Origin of the sequence: Pseudomonas laurylsulfatiphila (assembly GCF_002934665.1) — a bacterium.
In the GTDB taxonomy this organism is placed as follows: Bacteria; Pseudomonadota; Gammaproteobacteria; order Pseudomonadales; family Pseudomonadaceae; genus Aquipseudomonas; species Aquipseudomonas laurylsulfatiphila.
Window position 1 is genome coordinate 59,418 of record NZ_NIRS01000010.1, and the last position, 14,817, is coordinate 74,234.

Annotated in this window: 13 protein-coding genes; 10 read left to right on the forward strand and 3 right to left on the reverse strand. The window is 61.4% G+C overall.

The features are described 5' to 3' along the window. Window positions 1-24 precede the first annotated feature (24 nt). From CD175_RS29860 to CD175_RS29870, 3 genes are all read right to left on the reverse strand, one after another. A complete protein-coding gene (locus CD175_RS29860) occupies window positions 25-396 on the reverse strand; it encodes a translation initiation factor Sui1 (protein WP_007991289.1) in 372 nt (123 codons plus the stop codon). Between the two features lie 302 nt (window positions 397-698). Further along, complete coding sequence (locus tag CD175_RS29865) at window positions 699-1,256, reverse strand: NUDIX hydrolase (RefSeq protein WP_104451491.1); 558 nt, start codon at window positions 1,254-1,256, stop codon at window positions 699-701. A gap of 3 nt (window positions 1,257-1,259) precedes the next feature. Continuing rightward, entirely contained in the window at window positions 1,260-2,327 is a 1,068-nt protein-coding gene (locus CD175_RS29870; protein ID WP_104451492.1) for a DUF2333 family protein, read from the reverse strand. Between the two features lie 484 nt (window positions 2,328-2,811). Here CD175_RS29870 and gcbA point away from each other — a divergent pair, with 484 nt between their 5' ends. From gcbA to fis, 10 genes are all read left to right on the forward strand, one after another. Then, window positions 2,812-4,482 (forward strand): diguanylate cyclase GcbA, encoded by a 1,671-nt coding sequence (gene gcbA / locus CD175_RS29875; protein ID WP_104451493.1) that lies wholly within the window; start codon window positions 2,812-2,814, stop codon window positions 4,480-4,482. Window positions 4,483-5,437: 955 nt separating this feature from the next. After that, a complete protein-coding gene (locus CD175_RS32225; protein ID WP_420849161.1) occupies window positions 5,438-6,481 on the forward strand; it encodes a methyl-accepting chemotaxis protein in 1,044 nt (347 codons plus the stop codon). Between the two features lie 160 nt (window positions 6,482-6,641). Next, window positions 6,642-8,396 carry a protein-disulfide reductase DsbD gene (locus CD175_RS29885; RefSeq protein WP_104451495.1) on the forward strand — a complete coding sequence of 585 codons (1,755 nt, stop codon included), beginning with the start codon at window positions 6,642-6,644 and terminating at the stop codon, window positions 8,394-8,396. 132 nt (window positions 8,397-8,528) lie between these two features. After that, window positions 8,529-8,984, forward strand: a complete 456-nt coding sequence (aroQ, locus tag CD175_RS29890) for a type II 3-dehydroquinate dehydratase (protein ID WP_007971361.1) — start codon at window positions 8,529-8,531, stop codon at window positions 8,982-8,984. A gap of 24 nt (window positions 8,985-9,008) precedes the next feature. Next, window positions 9,009-9,473, forward strand: a complete 465-nt coding sequence (accB, locus tag CD175_RS29895) for an acetyl-CoA carboxylase biotin carboxyl carrier protein (RefSeq protein WP_007971363.1) — start codon at window positions 9,009-9,011, stop codon at window positions 9,471-9,473. A 17-nt stretch (window positions 9,474-9,490) separates the two neighbouring features. After that, complete coding sequence (gene accC, locus CD175_RS29900; RefSeq protein WP_008053950.1) at window positions 9,491-10,849, forward strand: acetyl-CoA carboxylase biotin carboxylase subunit; 1,359 nt, start codon at window positions 9,491-9,493, stop codon at window positions 10,847-10,849. 279 nt (window positions 10,850-11,128) lie between these two features. After that, window positions 11,129-12,007, forward strand: a complete 879-nt coding sequence (gene prmA / locus CD175_RS29905) for a 50S ribosomal protein L11 methyltransferase (RefSeq protein ID WP_104451496.1) — start codon at window positions 11,129-11,131, stop codon at window positions 12,005-12,007. Window positions 12,008-12,037: 30 nt separating this feature from the next. Next, window positions 12,038-13,291 carry a DUF3426 domain-containing protein gene (locus tag CD175_RS29910; protein WP_104451497.1) on the forward strand — a complete coding sequence of 418 codons (1,254 nt, stop codon included), beginning with the start codon at window positions 12,038-12,040 and terminating at the stop codon, window positions 13,289-13,291. Window positions 13,292-13,475: 184 nt separating this feature from the next. Further along, entirely contained in the window at window positions 13,476-14,486 is a 1,011-nt protein-coding gene (gene dusB, locus CD175_RS29920) for a tRNA dihydrouridine synthase DusB (RefSeq protein ID WP_104451498.1), read from the forward strand. Then, a complete protein-coding gene (gene fis, locus CD175_RS29925; protein WP_015093301.1) occupies window positions 14,483-14,803 on the forward strand; it encodes a DNA-binding transcriptional regulator Fis in 321 nt (106 codons plus the stop codon). Before dusB ends, fis begins: the two co-directional genes overlap by 4 nt. Window positions 14,804-14,817 lie beyond the last annotated feature (14 nt).

Genomic DNA, 14,817 nt, shown 5'->3' on the forward strand with positions numbered 1-14,817 from the left:
CGAGGGTGGTTTTCACAGAGGCTGCTAGCCGCCGGACTTCTTCGCCTTGAAACCGAGCTTGATCAGTTCTGCCAAGAGTAGCTCGACATGATCGCCCTGGATTTCGATGACACCGTCTTTCAACGCCCCACCGGTACCGCAACGCTTCTTCAACGTCGTGGCCAGTTCCTTGAGCGCATCTTCAGCCAATGGCACGCCGGTGATGGTGGTCACCGTCTTGCCGCCACGGCCCTTGCTTTCGCGACGCACGCGCGCAATGCCGTCGCCGGCCGGGATAACGGTCTGTTTGCAGATGCAGGCGTCCACCGGTTTACTGCATTCCGGGCAATGACGACCTGCGTCGGTGGAAAATACCAGGCCGCCCAAGGCGGCGAAGGATGCGGCTTTTTTGGCCACCGGCAATCCTCTTCGGAGGACAAAGACTGGTCGCAGCACTTGGGAAGGCTATCGACCGCGAAGCCCCACTCAGGCAGGGGCAGCGCTACTGAAACGGTACAACATTCACTTCACTGTGGGAGCGAGCTTGCTCGCGATGAACTCAAAGGCGACGCGTTCATTCTGGATGCCCGCGTAATCGTTGACGTCCATCGCGAGCAGGCTCGCTCCTACAGCAACAACCAGCAATACCGGTTCAGTTTGAAAAGGTCGCGCAGTGTAACGGCAAAAACGCCGATTGCTAAGAGCCAATCGGCGCCAATTTATAGCTGTTTTGCGACGTTGCTTTGTTGAGCCTTCAGATAGCGCTTCAACGCCGCCAGAGAGTCCGGGCAGTAAGGCTTTTGCTCGATCTCCAGCATGACCTGATCAATGGGGATAAAGCGTGCTTCGAGCACCTCTTCCGGTTGCAGGACCAACGGGCCGTCCCACACCGCCGAGAACGCCGAGCACCACAGGCGATTGCCAGTGTCCTCGAAGAAGAAATGGTCATGGGCGGTCAGTTCCACGCCACTCACGCCCAGTTCTTCTTCCAGTTCCCGTGCCGCCGATTCGGCGTAGGTTTCAGTGGCGAGCACCATGCCCCCCGCTGCCACGTCCCAGTAACCGGGATAGATCGCCTTGCTCAGGGTGCGGCGATGCACGCACAGCTCGCCAGCGGAATTGAACAACATGATATAGGTACCGCGCCCGATCAGCCCGCGCTCGCGCAAATCGGAACGGACCAGGGCGCCCAGCAGGTTGTCCTGCTCGTCGACCCAGGCGATGTGTTCGGCATCGGACGCCGCACGGTGTGCGGCTTCCCTGGTGTTTTCGACCATGACTCAGCCCTGATTGAGCAGTTGACGCAAATCGATCACCGCGGCGTTGGCCCGGGAAATGTAGTTGGCCATGACCAGCGAGTGGTTGGCCAGTACGCCGAAGCCACTGCCGTTAAGGATCATCGGGCTCCATACCGGCTCCTGCGAGGCTTCCAGCTCACGAATGATCTGGCGCACGCTGACCGTGGCGTTTTTCTTGGCCAGCACATCGGCGAAGTCGACTTCGATGGCGCGCAACAGGTGCGACAGCGCCCAGGCCTGGCCGCGGGCTTCGTAGAACACGTTGTCGATCTGCATCCACGGCGTCTCGACGATTTCCTCGTCGACCTGCGGCACCTCGCCCGGTGCCACGACTTCGGTTTTCAATGCGGTATTGAGCTTGACCCGACCCACACTGGCCGACAGCCGTTGCGACAGCGAACCCAGGCGGGTACCGACATCACCCAGCCAGTTGTTCAGGTTGTCGGCACGGGCATAGAACAGCGCGCTCTTCTGGTTCGGATCGGACAGGCGCGCCTGATAGCGACTCAGGGAGTTGATGCCTTCCTGGTACTCGGACTCACTGGACGGCAGCACCCAGCTCTTGTTGTCGAAGTTGAAACGCGGCTCGGCCTTGGCCAGGTCGGCGTCTTCGGCGGACTGCGACTGCGAACGGGCGAAGTCTTTGCGCAACGCCCGGCTCAGGTCGCGGACCTGCACCAGCACGCCGTATTCCCAGCTCGGCATGTTGTCCATCCACAGGCCTGGCGGGAAACGGTCGTTGGATATATAGCCGCCCGGCTTGGTCAGCAAAGTGCCGGCGACGGTCTTGAGGGTTTCCACCGTGGTGTAGCCGACGACCATCTGCTTGCCTTCTTTCTCGGCCGCCAGTTGTGCGGTTTGCTGGACCGGGAAGAGCGCCGGCTCCTGGCTCCAGTACCAGCCCAGGACACACGCCACCAACAGGTAGATGCCCAGCAGAGTGGCCAGCGCCCGGCTGAACAACAGACCGCCCAGGTAACTGCGGGCCTCCGACTTCGGTTCAGCGGTACGTTCAGGCGCACTGCCTGTGCGGTTCTTCCAGTCCAGCATGGCGATATCCTTTCAATCTCTTGAGTTCAACGGTTCGACCACAACCATACAACAACGTGCCTTGGCCCGGCACCCGCCATTGCATCAATGGGGGAAATTACCGGGCTTGTGGATGAAAAGTGTTTCTACCCACGCGACGACGCGGCGGCCGTCGAAATCCCCCTGATAGCTTGCATCACACCCTCTAAGGGAATCCCTGATCCCCTGAAGCCAAAAAAACAGCCCGATCAGCACGGGCCAAACGTCATGAATGCCCCACTATCAGTCACGCACCACTTGCCACCCCGCGCCCGTCATGTGCCCCGTTTCAAGCACTTCGTCCCCGCATGCCGCGACTTTGAAGGCTCGAAGCGGACCGACCGGTCACAAACTGAATGAGGTCGCATTGCAGATTATTGACGTACAGCACTCATGTAATGGAAAAGTGGTGCTAGCATAGAGCCACCAGTCGACCTCAGTGTGCACCCTAACTAGTAGTCAGGATATGACCGAGCCAGAAGACCCCAGCCGCGAGCGCCTCAAGCACCACTTTGCCCAGCGGGTAATTCATCAGGCTCGTCAGATTCTTGAGATATGGCAGCGCCTGCAACGCAGCGAGTGGTCCACCGCCGACCTGTCGGAACTGAGCGAGGCCAATCTGCGCCTGCTGCGTTTCGCCGAGCGCTTCGAGCAACCGGAACACACGCAACTGGCGCGTCATATCGGTCAATCCCTGGAGGCGGTCGACGCCAACCGCGGACGCCTGAGCAGCGGTCTGATCACCGACCTCAATCGCTTGATGCAGCGCCTGTCACGCACCGGCCTGCGCCATGGCGATCAACTCGATCAAACCTTCCTGCCGCCGCTGCGCAAGCCCATCTATGTGATGCTGCAGGATCACGACCGCGCCGAACGCCTGGCCAAACAACTGGAATTCTTCGGGCTCAGCGCCCAGTCCCTGGACAGCGTAGACGCGTTTCGCTCGTCGATGGTCGAGCGCTTGCCGGCGGCGATTGTCATGGACGTGGACTTCAGCGGCCCCGGTGTCGGCCTGAAGCTGGCCGCCGAAGCCCAGGAAGGCCTGGACCATCGTTTGCCGCTGCTGTTCTTCAGCCTGCACGAAACCGACACACCGACCCGCCTCGCCGCCGTGCGCGCCGGAGGCCAGGAGTTCCTCACCGGCACCCTCGAAGCGTCGAGCCTGCTGGAGAAAATCGAAGTCCTGACCTGCGTCGCCCAGTACGAACCTTATAAAGTGTTGATCATCGACGACTCTCGCGCCCAGGCCCTGCACACCGAGCGCCTGCTCAATAGTGCCGGGATCGTCACCCGGACGTTGATCGAGCCGATCCAGGCCATGGCCGAACTGGCGGACTTCCAGCCGGACCTGATCATCCTCGACATGTACATGCCGGCCTGCACCGGTACGGAACTGGCCAAGGTGATCCGTCACAACGACCGTTATGTCAGCGTGCCGATCATTTACCTGTCGGCCGAAGACGACCTGGACAAGCAACTCGACGCCATGAGCGAGGGCGGCGATGACTTCCTGACCAAACCGATCAAGCCCCGGCACCTGATCACCACCGTGCGCAACCGTGCAGCAAGGGCCCGCAACCTCAAGGCACGGATGGTCCGCGACAGCCTCACCGGCCTGTACAACCACACGCACATCCTGCAATTGCTCGAAGACTGCTCGTTCCGCGCCCGTCGCGAGAACAAGCCGCTGAGCTTTGCCATGCTCGACATCGACCACTTCAAACGGGTCAACGACAGCCACGGCCACCCCATGGGCGACCGGGTGATCAAGAGCCTGGCGCTGTTTCTCAAGCAACGCCTGCGCAAAACCGACTTCATCGGCCGCTACGGTGGCGAAGAATTCGCCATTGTCATGCCGGATACCGATATCGAAGCGGCCTACAACGTGCTCGATGAAATCCGCCAGCGTTTTGCCGAGATTCACTACCCCGCTCAACCCCAGGACCTTTGGTGCACCTTCAGTGCCGGGGTGGTGGAGTTCTGCGAAAGCTCCGACAGCCTGATGATGGCCAGCCTGGCAGACGAGGCGCTGTACCGGGCCAAGGGCGGCGGACGCAATCGCGTACAGGCCGCTCGCACATCAAAGCAAAGTGCCACTTTTTCATCGGAATCGACCGATACAGTCATAACCCTGTAACAGAAACGCAATAACTTCAGGCACTTACCATTTCTGTCGTTGGTAGTCCGTAATGCGCCTGAAGCTGCTGACCAATCTCAATACCCTCCTTTTGGTGGCCGTGTGCGTGGCCCTCGGCGCCACGCTGTGGTGGTCGCAAAAAGCCCTTGAGCGTCCGTATCTATTAATGGAGCGCTACCTGGGCCTGTCGCAGCAGTTTCAGAATGAAGTCGCCCGCAGCGTCGAAGATTACCTTGGCAGCGGCGATGCCCTGCGCCTGAGCAGTGCCGCCCAAGGCATCGACAGCCTGCAAAAACAACTCGGCGAATTGCCACCCGCCCTGGCCGAGACCTTGCGCCCGAGCCTGTCGACCCTTGAAGAGTTCAGCAAAACCGACCTGCTGGCAGCCGGCAAACTGGCCGGCGATCCGCAAGCCCTGCTGTTGCAGGCCGAACGGGAACTGGGAGCCAGTCTCGATCAGCTCAGCCAGTACGCCAGTGGCAATGCCGCCTATCTGACACCGCTGCTCAGCGCATCGCTGCACCTGGGCAAATTGTCCCTGGCGCGGGAAAAGCTGGTCAGCAGTGGACGCAGCGAGCTGGCCGCCGACGTCGAACGCGAAGTGACCAACATCCGCACCCAGGCGGAAAAACTCGATGCCCTGCCCTTGCTGGGCGTGACCTCCAGCAGCGAATCGAACACCGATGATTTCGCCTCGATGATGGGCCTTGAGAACAAGGAAAAAACCGTCGCCGAAGATGCCGGCGTCGGCCTCAAGCGTGAACTCAACAGCCTGCTCACCCGCTACCCGGCCGAGCTCGCGCGCACCCGTGATCAAATCGGCAAACGCGCTGACCTGGGCACCGCGACTCACCTGAAAATCGCCGACGTGCAACAGGCCATTGCCGGGCTGGAGCCGGTGGTACGCGCCCAGCACGGGCAGATCCAGGGTGAAGTGCGGCTGATGCAAGGCGTGATGATCGGCTTGATCCTGTTGATCGCGCTGCTGATCGACACCCTGCAGCGCAAACTGGCCCGGACCCTGACCAACCTCGCCCCGGCCCTGTCGACCTGGGCCGAAGGCGACTTCAGCCGCGACATTCAACTGGGCAACACCAACCGCGAATTGCATGACATTGAAGCCTCGCTCAACCGCCTGCGCGCTTATCTGGTGGACCTGGTGGGGACCATTCGCCTCAATGCCGAGCAAGTGGCCGGCAGCAGCCGCACCCTGGCCGACCTGAGCAACGATTTGCATGACGGTGCGGAACATCAGGCCGGCGACACAGCGCTGATCCGCGACTCCCTCAGCGAGCTGGAAGCGACCATTCAGCAGGTCGCCGGCGATGCCAGCCAGGCTGCCGACGCCAGCCGCCACGCCGGCCTGGCCGTGGAACACGGCCAGAAAGTCATCGGTCTGAGCCTCACCGGCCTGCATGCGCTGGTGGATGAAGTGCAAGGCAATGCGCAAATGATCGAACACCTGGCCGAGGAGTCGGCCACCATCGGCGGCGTATTGACGGTGATCCGCTCGATCGCCGACCAGACCAACCTGCTGGCCTTGAACGCGGCCATCGAGGCGGCCCGGGCCGGGGAAATGGGCCGCGGCTTTGCCGTGGTGGCGGAAGAGGTGCGCTCACTGGCGCAACGTACCGCCGGGGCCACGGCAGAAATCCAGACGCTGATCGCCGGGCTGCAAACCGCCGCGCGGCAGTCGGTGGAAGGCATGCGTGCCCAGGTCGAACATGCCGAAGCCACGGCCAGCCAGGCCCAGGCCGCTGATGGCGCGCTGGATAAAATCGTCGGGGCGATCCAGACCATTTCCGACACGGCGGTGCGCATCGCCGATGTCACCGCCCAGCAAAGCGGCGCGGTCAGCGAGATCCGTGATCACAGCGAGCGGATTCATCAGTTGGGTGGGGATAACTTGCTGCGCATCGGCGAAGGGCGTGAGCAAGGGGAGAACCTACTGGTGCTGGGTGGACGATTGCACACTGCCGTTCAAGCCTTCCGCGTCTGATAGGCCGCCATCGCGAGCAGGCTCGCTCCCACATTGGAATGTTGACCTGTGGGAGCGAGCCTGCTCGCGATGGCGTCAGAACATTCACCGCAAGACTCCTGCTCTGCACACCCCGCCGCTGTCCGCTATCATCCCCCCAATACCGATACGCGAGATCGTCATGCGCCGTTTGCTCTGCCTGCTGCTTTTAGTATTCGCCCTGCCGGCCAGCGCCACCGGCTTGCTGGAAAATCGTCCCAGCGCCAGCCTGGGCTCGATCAACAACAGCGCCGACTTCCTGCCCGTGCGCGAAGCCTTCCAGTTGAGCCTGGTAGAAAGCACGCCGCAATCGATCAAGCTGCGCTTCGTCGCCACTGAAGGCTATTACCTCTACCGTCACCGCTTCCAGTTTCGCGCCGATCCGGCCGAAGTCGTGCTCGGTGCGGCGAAACTGCCCGATGGCCAGAAAAAGCACGATGAGTACTTCGGCGACGTCGAGGTCTACCACGGCATTCTCGACGTCGAACTACCGCGTACCGATCAGCGGGCCTTCACGCTGGCCGTGACGTATCAGGGTTGCGCCGATAAAGGCCTGTGCTATCCGCCGGAGACCGAGCGCCTGAGCATCGACGGCAGCGGCGCGGCGACGACGACGACGACGGCATCTCAATGGAGCTGGCGCGAACTGGCCTTGTTTTTCCTCGCGGGCCTGGGCCTGACCTTCACACCCTGCGTGCTGCCCATGCTGCCGATCCTGTCCGGGGTGGTGCTGCGCGGCCAGGTCGGCGGCTGGCGCGGTTTCAATCTGTCACTGGCCTATGTGCTGCCGATGGCCGCGTGCTTTGCCCTGCTCGGTGCGCTGATGGGCCTGTTCGGTGCCCAGCTCAATCTTCAGGCGCGGCTGCAATCGGCCTGGGTGCTGGTGCCTTTTGCGATGTTTTTTGCGCTGTTCGCGCTGGCGATGTTCGGCGTCTTCGAACTGAAACTGCCGCACGCCATCAGCAGTCGCCTGGACCGCATCGCCGGTCGCACCGAAGGCGGGTCACTGTGGGGCGCCGCGGTGTTGGGCGTGGTTTCCAGCTTGCTGGTTTCACCCTGTGTTTCGGCACCACTGGCCGGCGCGTTGCTGTACATCAGCGCCAGTGGCGATGCGCTGGGCGGCGGCCTGAAACTGTTCATGCTCGGCCTCGGCATGGGGGCACCGCTGTTGCTGGTGGCCACCGGTGGCGCAGCCTGGTTGCCAAAAAGCGGTCCGTGGCTGGTCTACGTGAAAAACGCGATAGGCGTGTTGTTGCTCGGGTTGGCCGTCGGCTTGCTCAGTCGCGTCCTGCCGGGCCAGGTCACCTTGCTGCTGATCGGTTTGCTGGCCGGCGGTGTCGGCCTGTTCATGGGGGCGCTGGAATTCGTCTATAAACCACCACGCAAACGTCTCGGACAGTTGCTCGGCACGTTCCTGGTGTTTTACGCGCTGGCCTGCTGGTACGGCGCGTTCAGCGGCCAGACTGACCCGTTCAACCCGATAGGCCAGCCTCGCATCGTCGACAACCGCGGCCAGGAGCAAGCCACCAGCGCCTGGCAAACCGTCCGCACGCCGGCCGATCTGGACCGCGCACTCACCGACGCACGCTCCTCCGGCACACCGCTGCTGCTCGACTGGTATGCCGACTGGTGCATCAGTTGCAAAGTCATCGAGCGTGAGGTGCTGGAGGACCCTGTCGTCATCGAACGCCTCAAGGGTTACCGGCTGATCCGCTTCGACATCACCGCCAGCAACGCCGAGCAACGCGCCCTGCTCGACCGCTACCAGTTGTTCGGCCCCCCGGCCCTGATGTTTTTTGGCAAGGACGGTGTCGAACGCGCCGATGTGCGGGTGATCGGCGAGATCAACGCCAAAGACTTCGCCGAACGTGTTACCAGGGCGAATGACCACATTTAATCAAGCAGTCATATATTTCGCGCAAACATCGGTCATCGTGCTGCCTATTGCAGAGAACTGGACAGTCACAAAGGCTTTGCGGCATAGTCGCCGGGTTCTGACAATTGCTCACGGAAAATAAAGGAACAGCCGATGGCGACCCTACTGGTTCTGCACGGACCCAACCTGAACTTGCTCGGCACTCGTGAACCGGGCACCTACGGCGCCACGACGCTGGCGCAGATCAACCAGGACCTGGAACGCCGTGCCCGCGAAGCCGGTCACCACCTGCTGCACCTGCAAAGCAATGCCGAGTACGAATTGATCGACCGTATTCACGCTGCCCGCAGCGAAGGCGTGGACTTCATTTTGATCAACCCGGCAGCTTTTACACATACAAGTGTCGCATTACGTGACGCGCTGCTGGCGGTGAGCATCCCATTCATCGAAGTGCATTTGTCTAACGTGCACAAACGCGAACCTTTCCGCCATCACTCTTACTTCTCCGACGTAGCGGTGGGAGTGATCTGCGGCCTTGGCGCCAGCGGTTATCGACTGGCCCTGGAGGCTGCCCTGGAACAGCTTGAACAACAAGTTAACCGCCCCTGACCGACCCTTGGGAGTTGATGATTCATGGATATCCGTAAAGTTAAGAAACTGATCGAATTGCTGGAAGAGTCCGGCATCGACGAGCTCGAGATCAAGGAAGGCGAAGAGTCCGTACGCATCAGCCGTCATAGCAAGACCCCGGCTCAGCAGTACTACGCACCGGCTCCAATGCCTGCTCCGGCTGCCGCGCCTGTCGCTGCCGCCGCTCCGGCTGCCGCTGCTGCACCTGCTGCTGCCGCCGCACCAGCGCTGAACGGCACCGTTGCCCGTTCGCCGATGGTCGGTACGTTCTACCGCAAATCTTCGCCAACCTCGCCGTCCTTCGTTGAAGTCGGCCAGACCGTGAAGAAAGGCGACACCCTGTGCATCGTTGAAGCCATGAAGATGATGAACCACATCGAAGCTGAAACCAGCGGTGTGATCGAATCCATCCTCGTCGAAGACGGCCAGCCGGTTGAGTACGACCAACCGCTGTTCACCATCGTTTGAACCGCGGAGAGCCTTTGATGACTGCGAAGTTGGAAAAAGTTCTGATCGCCAACCGCGGTGAGATCGCCCTGCGGATCCTGCGCGCCTGCAAAGAAATGGGCATCAAGACCGTCGCCGTTTACTCCAAGGCTGACAAGGAATTGATGCACCTGGGCCTGGCAGACGAATCCGTCTGCATCGGACCGGCATCGGCCGCCCACTCCTACCTGCACATTCCGGCAATCATTGCCGCAGCCGAAGTGACGGGCGCCACCGCCATTCACCCGGGCTACGGCTTCCTTGCGGAAAACGCCGACTTCGCCGAGCAGGTCGAGAATTCCGGCTTCGCGTTCATTGGCCCGAAAGCCGAAACCATTCGCCTGATGGGCGACAAGGTATCGGCCAAGCACGCCATGATCGCAGCTGGCGTACCGACCGTTCCGGGTTCTGACGGCCCGCTGCCGGAAGACGAAGAAACCGCTCTGCGTATTGGTCGCGAAGTGGGTTACCCGGTGATCATCAAGGCCGCTGGCGGCGGTGGTGGTCGCGGCATGCGCGTTGTGCACAAGGAAGAAGACCTGATTTCCTCGGCGAAACTGACCCGCTCCGAAGCAGGCGCGGCGTTCGGCAACCCGATGGTCTATCTGGAAAAATTCCTGACCAACCCACGCCACGTGGAAGTCCAGGTTCTTTCCGATGGCCAGGGCCAGGCTATCCATCTGGGCGACCGCGATTGCTCGCTGCAACGTCGCCACCAGAAGGTTCTTGAAGAAGCGCCGGCACCGGGCATTGACGAAAACGCACGTGAAGAAGTACTCGCACGCTGCGTCAAGGCGTGCATCGACATCGGCTACCGTGGCGCAGGCACTTTCGAGTTCCTGTACGAAAACGGTCGTTTCTACTTCATCGAGATGAACACTCGTGTCCAGGTAGAGCACCCGGTTTCGGAAATGGTCACCGGCATCGACATCGTCAAGGAGATGCTCAGCATCGCCGCCGGCAACAAGCTGTCGTTCACCCAGGATGACGTGGTCATCCGCGGTCACGCGCTGGAATGCCGGATCAACGCCGAAGACCCGAAAACCTTTATGCCGAGCCCTGGCACGGTCAAGCATTTCCACGCTCCAGGCGGCAACGGCGTTCGCGTCGACTCGCACCTGTACAGCGGTTATGCCGTTCCGCCGAACTACGATTCGTTGATCGGCAAGCTGATCACCTACGGCGCAACCCGTGACGAAGCCATGGCGCGCATGCGCAATGCGCTGGACGAGATCGTGGTTGACGGGATCAAGACCAACATCCCGCTGCACCGCGACCTGACCCGCGATGAAGGCTTCTGCAAAGGGGGCGTGAACATTCACTACCTCGAGCACAAGCTGGCTGGCGAGAAGCACTAAGCTTCGACCCCATCAACAAGGCCGCCTTCGGGCGGCTTTGTTGTATCTGGACATTTCATCGGATAGGTGGCCTTGCACAATCCCTGTGGGAGCAACTGTCTTCCCCCTGCCACTCGTCACCGCTATCGTCGGAACGCCGCCCGGAGCAAGCTCGCTCCCACAGGGGTATGCGTCGATGTACAGGGCAACCCACTCCCACAAAAGCCCCGCTCTCGCGTAAACTTGCGCGCTTCTCGCAGCCCGCTAGGCTGCAATCAACATTTTTCAAAGGTGCCCGCCATGCCTTGGCTGCAAGTACGTCTCGCCATCAGCCCAGAACAAGCCGAAACCTATGAAGACGCTTTCCTTGAAGTGGGCGCCGTATCGGTGACCTTCATGGACGCCGAAGACCAGCCGATCTTCGAGCCGGAACTCAACACCACGCCACTGTGGTCGCACACGCACCTGCTGGCCCTGTTCGAAGGTGGCACCGAGCCCGGCCCGGTACTGGCCCACCTGGAGCTGCTGACCGGCAGCCCGCTGCCTGAACACCACAGCGAAGTCATCGAAGACCAGGATTGGGAACGCAGCTGGATGGACGGATTCCAGCCGATGCGTTTCGGCCAGCGCCTGTGGATCGTGCCGAGCTGGCACGCCGCACCGGAACCTGACGCAGTGAACCTGTTGCTTGATCCGGGCCTGGCGTTCGGCACCGGCACCCACCCGACCACCGCACTGTGCCTGGAATGGCTCGACGGTCAGGACCTGAAGGACTGCAACGTACTGGACTTCGGCTGCGGTTCGGGGATCCTGGCGATCGCCGCGCTGTTGCTGGGCGCCAGGGAAGCCGTGGGCACCGACATCGACGTGCAGGCGCTGGAAGCCTCCCGTGACAACGCCGGGCGCAACAACATCGCCGAACACCTGTTCCCGCTGTACCTGCCGGAAAACCTGCCACAGGTGCAGGCCGACGTGCTGGTGGCCAACATTCTCGCCGGCCCGCTGGTTTCCCTGGCGCCGCAGCTGTCCGGCCTGGTCAAGTCGGGCGGTCGCCTGGCGCTGTCGGGCATCCTCGCCGAACAAGGCGACGATGTCGCTGCCGCCTACGCCAAGGACTTCGATCTGGATCCGATCGCCAATCGCGATGGCTGGGTGCGCATCACTGGCCGTCGGCGCTAGAATGGCCGCCTGCATAATCCGGAACGCCGCATGACCGATAGCTTCGTCACTCAGTGCCCGCATTGCCAAACCAGCTTCCGCGTCAGCCATGCCCAATTGAGCGTGGCTCGCGGCGTGGTTCGCTGCGGCTCCTGCCTGCAGGTGTTCAATGCCGCCAGGCAGTTGCTTGAGCAGGCCGGCAAGGAACCACCGGTAGTGGCGCCGTTACCGCCTGTGCAGCCTGCCGAACCGCTCGAGCCATCGGCACCGCGCGCCATCAGCCAAAAGCAATGGAGCGCGACCGAACTGGACCTGGACAGTCTTGACCTCGACGAAGAACTCGCCCGGCTCGAACAGCGGGAGATCCAGCCGGCCACCGAGCTCGGCCGCCATCGCGACGACTCGCTGAGCGCCCGCCGCGACAGCACCGGGCAGGATGAAGAGGAGCCGTGGTCCGACAGCCTGTTCAGTGAGTCGGCGGCCGATCGTGCGCAAGTCGACGAACCGTTCGACAGCCTTGAATCGCCAGAGCCAACGGTCGAACCGGGCAAAGCCTCGCGCACCGAACCTTCGCTGTCCCTGGAACCGGTCGATCTCGACGACGAACTGCAGCCACCCCAGTTGCGCTTGCACGACCCGCTCGATGCGCCGCTGCACCACGAACGCCTGTCGGCCGCCGACGAGAACGAAATCGACGACAACCTGCCCTCGGTCGAACCGCTGCGCAAGCGACGTGAACGCAGCGAGACGGGCGTGCGTGCCGAAGTGCTGCAAGACCTGACCGACGACCCGCTGCAACTGGACTGGCAAAAACGCCGCTCACCCTGGGGCCGACGGCTGCTGTGGTTGCTGCTGGTGCTGATCGCCGCGGGCGCGCTCGCCGGCCAGTACATCGCCTACCATTTCGACGAACTGGCGAGACAGGACCAATATCGCCCGTGGTTCCAGCAACTGTGCCCGCAAATCGGCTGCACCGTGCCCTCCAAAGTCGACATTGCAAAAATCAAAAGCAGCAACCTGGTGGTACGCAGCCATCCCGAATTCAATGGCGCGCTGGTGGTCGATGCGATCATCTATAACCGTGCACCCTTTTCCCAGCCCTTCCCGCTGCTGGAACTGCGCTTCGCCGACCTCAATGGCCATCTGATCGCCAGCCGCCGTTTCAAGCCAGGCGAGTACCTCAATGGCGATCTCGAAGGCATGGCGGAAATGCCTCCGCAGACGCCGATCCACATCGCCCTGGACATTCTCGACCCCGGCGCCAAGGCCGTGAACTACAGTCTGAGCTTTCACTCTCCGGAGTGAAGCGCGTCATCGCTCCCCGATTGACGTCGGCTTTCTGACTCCCCCTGGCCAACCAAACCACGGGTAATAACAGAATAACTGTTCAGATTTTGTTCAATTCAGCCTTTATCCAGTCATCGAGAGCGGGTATCATGCCAACCCTTTTTCGAACTCTCATGATCCGGCCCCACAACAGGGAAGTCCTATGTCGGCGGTACGCATCGGCCCATACACATTACATAACAGCTTGATTCTCGCCCCCATGGCGGGTGTCACCGACCAGCCCTTTCGTCAGCTGTGCAAGCGCTTGGGCGCGGGACTGGTCGTCTCGGAAATGGTCACCAGCGACATGAGTCTGTGGAACACCCGCAAGTCGCGCATGCGGATGATCCATACAGGTGATCCCGAGCCACGCTCGGTACAGATCGCCGGTGGGGACGCGCAGATGCTGGCGGACGCTGCCCGTGCCAATGTTGAAATGGGCGCGCAGATTATTGATATCAACATGGGCTGCCCGGCCAAGAAAGTCTGCAACAAGGCTGCCGGTTCCGCACTGTTGAAGGATGAAGCCCTGGTAACCGAGATCCTGCAGGCCGTCGTGGCTGCGGTCGATGTGCCGGTTACCCTGAAGATCCGGACCGGCTGGGACCGGGACAACAAGAACGGCCTGACGGTGGCGAAGATCGCCGAGCAGGCAGGCATTACGGCGCTGGCAGTGCATGGCCGCACCCGTGCCGACCTGTATACCGGTGAAGCCGAGTACGACACCATTGCCGCGATCAAGCAGGCGGTGTCGATTCCGGTCTTCGCCAACGGCGATATCGATTCGCCGGAAAAAGCCCGGTACGTGCTCGACGCGACCGGTGCCGATGGTTTGTTGATTGGCCGGGCTGCCCAGGGGCGGCCATGGATTTTTCGCGAGATCGACCATTTCCTGCGTACCGGCGAGAAACTCCCGGCGCTGGAACTGATCGAGGTGGAACGCATCCTGCTAGAGCATCTGGCTGCCCTGCACGCCTTCTATGGCGATGTCATGGGTGTACGCATTGCTCGAAAGCATGTGGGCTGGTATCTCGCAACCCTGCCGGGCGCCAGGGAGTTTCGCGCCCACTTCAATCGTTTGGATGGTACGGATGCACAATGCGCCAACGTTCGGGCGTTTTTCGCCGAGCGTTACAAGAGCCTGACAGGGGACGGAGAGTGGGTGGCCGCATGACGATGATGACCGAGACTTTAGTGAGTGGAACAACACCCGTGAGCGACAACGTGAATTTGAAACAGCACCTCAATACACCGAGCGAAGAGGGCCAGACCCTTCGCGGGAGTGTCGAGAAGGCGCTGCACAATTATTTCGCCCACCTTGAGGGCGCTGCCGTCACTGATGTGTACAACCTGGTGCTCTCCGAAGTCGAGGCTCCCCTGCTCGAGTGCGTGATGAACTACGTCAAGGGCAACCAGACCAAGGCCAGCGAGATGCTCGGACTGAACCGGGGCACGCTGCGCAAGAAACTCAAGCAGTACGATTTGCTGTAAGCATTCAATCAAAC

Coding starts and splice junctions, on each gene's coding strand:
- CD175_RS29865 (WP_104451491.1), bottom strand. CDS start 1,256: ATGGTCGAAAACACCAGGGAAGCCGCACACCGTGCGGCGTCCGATGCC.
- CD175_RS29885 (WP_104451495.1), top strand. CDS start 6,642: ATGCGCCGTTTGCTCTGCCTGCTGCTTTTAGTATTCGCCCTGCCGGCC.
- CD175_RS32225 (WP_420849161.1), top strand. CDS start 5,438: ATGATCGGCTTGATCCTGTTGATCGCGCTGCTGATCGACACCCTGCAG.
- dusB (WP_104451498.1), top strand. CDS start 13,476: ATGTCGGCGGTACGCATCGGCCCATACACATTACATAACAGCTTGATT.
- fis (WP_015093301.1), top strand. CDS start 14,483: ATGACGATGATGACCGAGACTTTAGTGAGTGGAACAACACCCGTGAGC.
- CD175_RS29870 (WP_104451492.1), bottom strand. CDS start 2,327: ATGCTGGACTGGAAGAACCGCACAGGCAGTGCGCCTGAACGTACCGCT.
- aroQ (WP_007971361.1), top strand. CDS start 8,529: ATGGCGACCCTACTGGTTCTGCACGGACCCAACCTGAACTTGCTCGGC.
- accB (WP_007971363.1), top strand. CDS start 9,009: ATGGATATCCGTAAAGTTAAGAAACTGATCGAATTGCTGGAAGAGTCC.
- gcbA (WP_104451493.1), top strand. CDS start 2,812: ATGACCGAGCCAGAAGACCCCAGCCGCGAGCGCCTCAAGCACCACTTT.
- accC (WP_008053950.1), top strand. CDS start 9,491: ATGACTGCGAAGTTGGAAAAAGTTCTGATCGCCAACCGCGGTGAGATC.
- CD175_RS29910 (WP_104451497.1), top strand. CDS start 12,038: ATGACCGATAGCTTCGTCACTCAGTGCCCGCATTGCCAAACCAGCTTC.
- prmA (WP_104451496.1), top strand. CDS start 11,129: ATGCCTTGGCTGCAAGTACGTCTCGCCATCAGCCCAGAACAAGCCGAA.